Consider the following 9,097-nt stretch of genomic DNA (forward strand, 5'->3'; position numbering starts at 1 on the left):
AGAATAGGGGAGTGTCTGGATGGAACAACCCTTTCTTTTTTTATAGCCAGATTCAATTAAATATTTAAATTATCCTGCTTTTTTCCTTAATCTTCACATTCGTCCCAAAAAAAATTATTATTATTTGAAATAAAAATAAATGTGCTTAAAGCGTATCATTTGTTTTTTATCATTGGTTTTCCTTCAATCTGGTTCTGTTTTTTACCTCTCTTTTTTATTTTTACTTTTGTGTTTTAAGCGTATTGTTTTGCGTTTAATGCACTGTTTTACAGTGTTTTTGTTGTTTGTTTTAATTGAAAACTACATTAGATTTACGATTGTAGACCAAAAAATACGTACCCTATCTCTGAATGAAGTGATCCGTATTTAAATAAGTTATATTGTTTGCAAAGTTTAATATTCATGCCAGAGCGTTATCGTTTATCCGTACTTTATTGTCTTGTTAGAATCGTTACCTTAATTCTGATTTTTACCTTGCCATTAAGCCACAGGCTTATTGGACAGGAAGTTATTGCTATTCGAGATCATATACCCCATCATATTATATCCTATGGAGAGATCGATTATCTGGAAGATAAATCCAATAATTTGACTCTTGAAGATGTTTTGAAACCATCAATAGCGTCTAAATTTAAACCAAACAAGAACTATACACCCAAAAATTATAATTTAAGTTCGGCCTATTGGTACCGGTTTAAAATTAAACACAATAGTTTAAGCCGGAAAAACTGGATTCTTGAATTTTTCGATCAAAGTATCCATAACATTAGCTTGTACGTTCCGGATAGTCTGGGAAAATACAGCACCTTTTATTTTGGAACCGCCTATCCCTTTGGAGAGCGACAGTACCAGCATAAAAATTTCACTTTTGACCTTAATAACGATACCGATAAAGAGTTGACTTATTATGTCCGCCTTAAATCTTCCCAGTCGGTAGGCGCAATTATTGTACTTAGAGATGTGCATTGGTTTATAAAATATGCATTGAATGAGTATTTGATCTTTGGATTATTCTACGGAATGGTCATTGTTTTTAGTTTGTATAATCTGCTGATGTTCTTTGCCATTAAACAACGGCAATATCTTTATTATGTGCTTTATAATTTAAGCATCGGCCTATATGAGATGAGTAGTGACGGAATTGCTTTTCAGTACCTGTGGCCCAACCAACCTTGGTGGAATGAATATGGATTCGGTTTTGCGCTGTTCTTCAGCAGCATTTTTGGTCTGCTTTTTACCTTAAATTTTCTGTATGTTAAATCGAAAGCACCAAAATTATATCGCTTAATTATTGGAATGATCATTTTGCGTTCTTTGTTTTTCATTCTTTGCCTATTGAATAAAAATCTCTTTAGCTATAAGCTCATAGAACTTGTTCCTTTGCTGCTTGCCTGGGGAACTGGAATTTATATCTTCAGAAACAGATATCGTCCTGCACGTTTTTTTGTAATGGGTTATAGTTTTCTGCTCCTTGGTTTTGTAATTAAAATTCTATTGCTTCTTAATGTGAGCTGGCTTCCCTATGGTCCTTTTACCTATTACAGTTTAAGTTTTTGTTTCGTTATTGAGATGATCCTGGTCTCCTTTGCAATAGGCGATAGTGTCCGTACATTAAGAAGAAAAAAAGACAAAGCACAGAAGCGTATTATTGACCAGTTGCAGATTAATGAAAAACTGAAAGATACCCTTAATAAGGAGTTGAGCTCTTTAGTTGATGAAAGAACAAGGGAATTGTTGGATAAAGCCACGATTATTGAAAAGCAGAATGAGGAGATCTCGATGATGAATGCTATGCTTGAAAAAGACAATCAGGAGCTGCACACCAATATAGAAAAGGTCACCAGGGCAAGGGTCATGTCTCATGAAGTAGATTTTGCAGAGTTTAGCAAAATATATCCGGATAGGGAAACTTGCTTCAAATACCTTTCTGAATTGAAATGGTCTAAAGGATATACTTGTAGGAAATGTAGCAATGAACAATTTCTGGCCGGATATCTGCCCTATAGCAGAAGATGTACCAAATGTGGATATGATGAATCTGTTATAGCTTATACCCTTTTCCAGAACAGCCGTATTCCGATCAATAAAGCCTTTTACATGCTTTTCCTTGTGTACTCTACAAAAGGAAAAATCTCTTCTCACAAATTATCGGAACTGTTGCTGATACGCCAAAGTACTTGTTGGTCTTACAATAGTAAAATGCAGAAGGTGCTGGAAGAAAGGAAAAAGGAATTGAAAAATGCAGGAGATGGGGGATGGAGTAAACTCGTATTAGAATCTAATTAAATGCCTTTTGTTATGAAAAGATCAGCTCAGGTTTTATGGTTTATCAGCATGCTGTTTGGCTGTTATACTGCAGGATGGGCCCAGCCTGTTATTTATGTAAACCAGGTGGCTTACGATTCATCGGGAAGCAAGATGGCCGTTGTTGGATTTGATCAATTATCTGACCAGACCACTGAGTTTCAGATAGTAGATGCTTCTTCACTTAAGGTTCTGTATAAAAGCAAATTGAATGGTCCTTTTAAGTTGAAAGAATGGGATATCAATAAAACCTATTATCAGGCAGATTTTTCTCGTTTCCACCTTAATGGGACATATAAGGTTTTACTCACAAAGCATGGGAAATCCCGGTCTTCAGTGCCCTTCAAAATCGGAGAAAATGCCCTTGCCAGAATCACATTGCCTGCACTATTACATTATTTTAGAAAGCAGCGGGCAAATACATCTGAAGAATGGAAAGCTGATGAGCACGTGCAGTTATATCGCAGTGATCAAACCGTTGATTTGAGAGGTGGTTGGTGTGATGCTTCCGGAGATGTAAGTAAATACTTTTCTCATCTTGCTTATGCGAATTTTATGTCTCCCCAGCAGATCCCATTGGTTACCTGGTCATTGGTTAACACCACAGAAAAAGTTCCGAAACTGCTGGGAGAACTTCACCTTCTGGACTCCATTCGGGAAGAAGCGATATGGGGCGCTGATTATTTGAGGCGTTCCTTGTCCGGAGATGACTTCTTTTACATGACTTTGTTCAGTTATTTCAGCAAAGATCCCAAAGACAGAAGAGTAGTAGGATTGCGGGCCAACAGTGTGACCACTAATGAGTATCAATGTGCTTTCAGAGAAGGCGGAGGGATGGCTATTGCCGCATTGGCCCGAATTTCCAGATGGAAACTAAATGGCATTTTTACTTCATCACAATATCTTGAGGGCGCAGAAAGGGCTTATACGCATCTGCTTAAAAACAATGATAAGTACACAGATGATGGGAAAGACAATATCATTGATGACTATTGTGCTTTAATGGCGGCCACAGAATTGTGGATATCAACAGATCGTGGTTTTTACAGGGATGAAGCCAGGAAATTTGCTGTGCGGTTGAAAGCAAGACAAACCAGAGAAGGTTATCTCCTCGCGGATGATGGGATTCGCCCGTTCTGGCACGCATCTGATGCAGGTTTACCAGTTGTTGCTTTAAACAGGTATTTAGAAAAGGAAAATGAACCGACATTCAGAAATAGTGCCTCTGAAATGATAAAAAAAATACTGGACGATCAGATTCGCTTATCCAAAAATATAGAAAATCCTTTTGAATATGCACGTCAAAGGTTTCTTTACCAGGGGAAATTAAAGGATGGATTTTTTATTCCTCATGAAAATGAAACGGGCTGGTGGTGGCAGGGAGAAAATGCCAGATTAGCTTCTTTAGCTACATCTGGATTTTTAAATGTGAATAGCAAGGCGCTGACGAAATTTGCTTATAACCAATTGAACTGGATCTTAGGAATGAATCCCTTTCAAAGATGTTTTATGTATGGATTTGGTCAGAAAAATGTGCCTTACATGCATTCTAGTTTTGGGCATGGCTCAGAAACAGGTGGGATATCCAATGGGATTACCGGAAGGGAAAAGGATGGTCGTGGAATCCTCTTTAAAGAAGAGGATAATGGTAATGAATGGCGCTGGACAGAACAGTGGCTTCCGCATGCTGCCTGGTTTTTACAAGCTGTAACAGCAACGGTTAAAGAAGATTCAATACCTTCTGTAGCCAGAATCAATAAACCACGTTTTCGTGTACTGGCATTTGCAGAAAATGGGGGCCACCATTTGGCCTATTCAAAAGCTGCGAGGGTCTGGTTGGATAAACTGGCCGCAGACAGTAGTTTTAAGATAGACTATGTTCAGGACACACATCTGTTTAATGACTCATTTTTGGCTAAATACCAGTTGCTTATTCAACTGGATTATGTTCCCTATGGCTGGAAACCACAAGAGATGGCTGCTTTTAAAAAATATCTGGATCAAAAAAAGGGCGGCTGGATTGGCTTTCATCATGCTACCTTACTTGGTGATTTTGACGGTTATAAAATGTGGTCCTGGTTTTCTGATTTTATGGGTGAGATACAATTTAAAAACTACATAGCCGATTTCTCCAGCGGAGAAGTCAATGTAGAGCAAGCGAATCATCCTGTAATGAAAGGAGTGTCCAGGAAATTTACGATAGAAAAAGAGGAATGGTATACCTATAATAAAAGTCCCAGATCAAATGTAGCAGTCCTTGCTTCAGTTAACGAAGATTCTTATCGTCCAGGATCCGATATTAAAATGGGGGATCATCCCGTGGTCTGGACAAATCCTAAGATTGAAGCCCGAAATGTATATATTTTTATGGGACACGGCCCCGAATTATTTAAAAATTCTGCTTATACCACGTTATTCCGAAATTCAATTTTTTGGGCTGCCCAGCCACAATAATGCATTGATGATCATTCTGTTTTGGGTAAGATTATCGAAAGTATGCGAAAGGTCTTTATTGGTATGATGTTCATAATCAATATCATTATGCCCCATATTCACATAGATCATTTTATATTTCCTGTTACTCCAGACCACTGGATAATAACCACTGTGCCATATTTCATTAGCTTTAGGACCTGTCCCCAAAGGAAAACTCGTGCTGTCTATAGCAAGAAGAATATCAATGTCAGGATTCTGACGGAGGTCTTTTTCCCAGCGATACCATTCATTAGGTGATGATTTAAAAGTACGAGCGATTCCTTTCATTGTGGGATGCCTTTTGTTTACCACCTGCAATATAGCTGAAGTGGGGCGCCAGGTATTGCTTCTGTAAGAGCCAGAACCCAGAAACTGGTTGTGGTACCAATCCCAATTGTCTGGATAAGTTGATTTTGCCAGAGCAAAAGCAGAGAAATGAAAGCCCATCCAGGCACCACCATTGCTCATGTATTGTTTAAAAACTTCTCGCTGCCCAGGATCTTCAGGTCTGGTGTCAAGAAAAAGTACCACCTGGTACTGTGCCAGAAATTTAGCATTCAAGTTAGACCAGTTTGAGGTCGAATCATAGTCGAATCCATAGGTTAATGCCATCTTCGGAAACCAGGTATTGGCCTCGTGTACAAAACTGATATGCGCCTGGTCGTTTGCGGCGGTATAAAAAGCAATGACTTTGAATCTGTTTTTTTGAGCGTTTACAGTAAGACTTAAACACATAGAAAGAAACAAACTGACTAGAATCAGCCCTCTGATCTGACGGAAATTGTTCATGATTTTTTTATTTAAGAGGATTTACTGATCAAATATAGAATCTTTTAGGGCAAAAACACATCTTCTATATTTTGAATGTGCCATTTAAATAGATTTAAATGCTGTTTTTGACTCATGTTCATAAGTTTTTTTAATTTTTTTTTCGTGCTTTTTTACCGTATCAAACCTAAATATCCAAAATAGAGTAAGGACATCATAATCAATGAAAAAGCAGTTTGTTATTTGTGTTTTAAGCGTATCAATAAAATTTATAAGTATCTGAATTACAATTAATTAAGAAATATTTTTCTTGTTCATCTGCATTTATTCAAATAGTTTTATCCCACCAATTTTAATTCTAACCAAATAAGCAAATGAAAAAAAGAATTACTCTTCTAATTGTATTCTTTCTAACCAGCTGCGTACTGGCCTTCGCTCAGGACCGTACGGTAAAAGGTATTGTGAAAGACAAACAGGGAGCACCAATACCTGGTGTATCCGTAAAAATCAAAAATTCCAGAATCGGTGTCTCTACCGGAGCTGATGGAAACTATTCGATCTTAGCATCTGGAAATGCAACTTTAATCTATTCTGCGGTTGGTTATTCCACTAAAGAAATTTCTGTAAATAACCGTAATCAAATTGATGTGGGCCTTGAGGAAGAATCTAAGGGGCTATCTGAAGTGGTGGTGATTGGTTATGGTACCACTACTAAAAAAGATGCAACCGGGGCTATTTCCAGTATAAAAGCAACACAATTGGAAAATGAGAATCCTCAAAGTGTAGCTGACATTCTAAAAGGCAATATTGCCGGTCTTTCGGTTAGTTTGAATACCAGTGCCAAGGGAGGCGGAGATTTACTCGTTCGGGGAAAATCAACCTTAACAGCAGGTAGTTCACCATTGATCGTATTGGATGGAGTGATCTATAACGGTCAGCTTTCCGATATTAACCCTAATGATATTGAAACTGTCGACGTACTTAAAGATGCGAGTTCACTGGCGGTATATGGAGCTAAAGCGGCAACGGGTGTGGTCGCCATTACAACAAAAAAAGGAAAAGGAGATAAACCGACGATCACATTTAATACAAATATCGGTTTGGCCACTCTTGCACAGAATATGCAACCTTATACCGGGCAGGGATTTTTAGACTGGAGAGCTGATGTTATGAGAAGTGGGGGAGCAACTGCAACTTATCTGTATAATGATCCTAGAAATTTACCTTCGGGTGTAACGATGACCCAATGGTTAAATGGCCAGACAGGAGATCCTGTAGACCTATGGCTAAACAGGCTTGGACTTACCGCTAATGAAAAATCCAATTACCTTTCCGGTAAAACTGTGAATTGGTATGACGAGATTTTCAGAACTGGTTTGCGCCAGGACCATACCCTGAGCATGAGCGGCAAGAAGGATGAAATCAGCTATTATATGTCTCTCGGGTATCAGAAGAATGAAAACCTGATAGAGGGGGGGCAATTCAGTACGGTACGTGCCAGAGTTAATTTAGAAGGACAGGCTGCGAAATTTATGACGATAGGCCTTAATGCACAATATGCAGACCGCGATGAAGGTGCTATAGAAGCAGACTGGAATCAACTGATTAGTTTATCTCCTTATGGCGATATGTATAATGCCGATGGAACTTTGAGACGTATCCCGACAGATGATAACGGTTTGAATGCGAGAAATCCTTTCCTGAATACCGCCTATAATGAAAGAATGAACAGGCAGAATACTTTATTCGCCAGTTTGTATACAAGAATTAAACTGCCTTTAGGCATTACCTATCAGCTCAATTTTAGCCCTGGTATAGATATGTACCGCACATTTGATCATGCTTCCTCTAAAAACCCCAATGTGACCACTCCAGGAGGTTCGGTTACCCGTGCAAATGAAACCCGCTACAATTGGCAAGTCGATCATTTACTCAAATGGAATAAAACCATAGCTGATATTCATAATTTTGATGTGACCTTATTAGCCAACGCGGAAAAATATCAGACTTGGTGGACGCAAGCTGGAAATGAAGGCTTTGTACCAGGCGATGTTTTAGGGTATCATAATATCTCCAGTGGTATTAAACCATCTGTAAACAGTGAAGATAAAGTATATACGGGAGATGCGCTTATGGCGAGGCTAAACTATAGCCTGATGCAGCGTTACAATCTAACGTTATCGGTGAGAAGAGATGGCTATTCCGTTTTTGGTGCCAATTACAAAAGAGCAACTTTTCCTGCTGCTGCCTTTGCCTGGAATTTTACAGAAGAGTCTTTTATGAAATCGTTTACCTGGTTAAATTATGGAAAACTCCGCATCTCTTATGGTGTTAACGGTAACCGGGATCTTCGTAATCCGGATAACAATACTGTTGAGCCTTATGCAGCCTTGGCTACACTTGGAAGTGATAAATATCAGACTGTTGACGGCAGTGGTACAGCATCAAGTGTAAATACACTGGCTATAGGTTCAAGAATGCCAAATGCCAATTTACAATGGGAACAGACCAAAGCTTTAAACTTAGGCCTTGACTTTTCTTTTCTGGGCGATAGGATCAGTGGTTCCATTGATGTTTATGATAAAAAGACAAATAATCTTTTGGTTAAGCAAACAGTACCAAATGTTACCGGCTACGCCTATGTCTATTCAAATCTTGCAGAGATCAGGAACAAAGGAATGGAACTCAGTTTAAACAGTAAAAATATCACAGATGGAAAGATAAAATGGAATACCAATTTTAATTTTTCGTTTTCAAGAAATAAGATTGTGAGTTTAGCCTTACCAGCAGACGATCCGGGAAATGGTTGGTTCATAGGAAAAGATATTGATGTGATCTGGGATTACAAGGTTGTGGGCGTTTGGCAGGAAAATGAAATGGCAGAAGCTGCAAAATATACTAAAGCGGCAATTAAACCGGGTGATTTTAAATTAGAAGATGTTAATGGCGATTATTCCTATAGTGACGCAGATAAACAGTTTCTCGGCTATAAAACCCCCAGGTTTATATTTGCAATCCGGAACGAATTTAATATTTTCAAAAACTTCGACTTCTCTTTTCAACTGTTGTCTAACTGGGGACAAAAAAAAGAATATAATTCTGCAAAGAACCAGCCAGGTAGTGTAGGTTTTGCCCGCCAGAATTCTTATGTACTGCCTTACTGGACGCCTGATAATCCTATTAATGACTACGCAAGGCTGAGTTCAGGGACTAGTGGAACCAGTTTTAGTGTTTTTAGAGATAACTCTTTTATCCGTTTAAATACGATTGCGCTGGCCTATACGCTTCCACAAAATTTAATCAACAAGTTGCATGTTAAAAATGCAAAGATTTATGCAAATGTAAATAATGCAGCAGTGTATACAAGAAACTGGAATTACTGGGATCCTGAAAACAATGGTCCAACACCAAGATATTACACTTTAGGCCTAAATGTTTCTCTATAATAAGATCTTCAAAATGAAAACAATTAATAAGAAATTACTCATATTATGCACTGCGGCATTACTGATTGCAGACAGTGGATGTAAAAAAAGTTTTCTGGATTCTG

4 protein-coding genes are annotated in these 9,097 nt (G+C 38.3%); 3 read left to right on the top strand and 1 reads right to left on the bottom strand.

The features are described 5' to 3' along the window. Nucleotides 1-402 precede the first annotated feature (402 nt). Both VNZ46_RS13340 and VNZ46_RS13345 read left to right on the top strand, forming a co-directional pair. On the top strand, nt 403-2,286 hold the full coding sequence (locus VNZ46_RS13340; RefSeq protein ID WP_325560593.1) for a 7TMR-DISM family protein: 1,884 nt from the start codon (nt 403-405) through the stop codon (nt 2,284-2,286). Between the two features lie 12 nt (nt 2,287-2,298). Continuing rightward, nucleotides 2,299-4,758, top strand: coding sequence for a ThuA domain-containing protein (locus VNZ46_RS13345; protein ID WP_325560594.1), 2,460 nt, complete (start codon nt 2,299-2,301; stop codon nt 4,756-4,758). Here the strand turns inward: VNZ46_RS13345 and VNZ46_RS13350 are convergent. Continuing rightward, nucleotides 4,729-5,568, bottom strand: a complete 840-nt coding sequence (locus VNZ46_RS13350) for a ThuA domain-containing protein (RefSeq protein ID WP_325560595.1) — start codon at nt 5,566-5,568, stop codon at nt 4,729-4,731. The genes VNZ46_RS13345 and VNZ46_RS13350 overlap by 30 nt on opposite strands. A gap of 353 nt (nt 5,569-5,921) precedes the next feature. Here VNZ46_RS13350 and VNZ46_RS13355 point away from each other — a divergent pair, with 353 nt between their 5' ends. Beyond that, on the top strand, nt 5,922-8,993 hold the full coding sequence (locus VNZ46_RS13355) for a SusC/RagA family TonB-linked outer membrane protein (RefSeq protein ID WP_325560596.1): 3,072 nt from the start codon (nt 5,922-5,924) through the stop codon (nt 8,991-8,993). Nucleotides 8,994-9,097 lie beyond the last annotated feature (104 nt).

The organism is Pedobacter sp. (assembly GCF_035566355.1).
GTDB lineage: Bacteria > Bacteroidota > Bacteroidia > Sphingobacteriales > Sphingobacteriaceae > Pedobacter.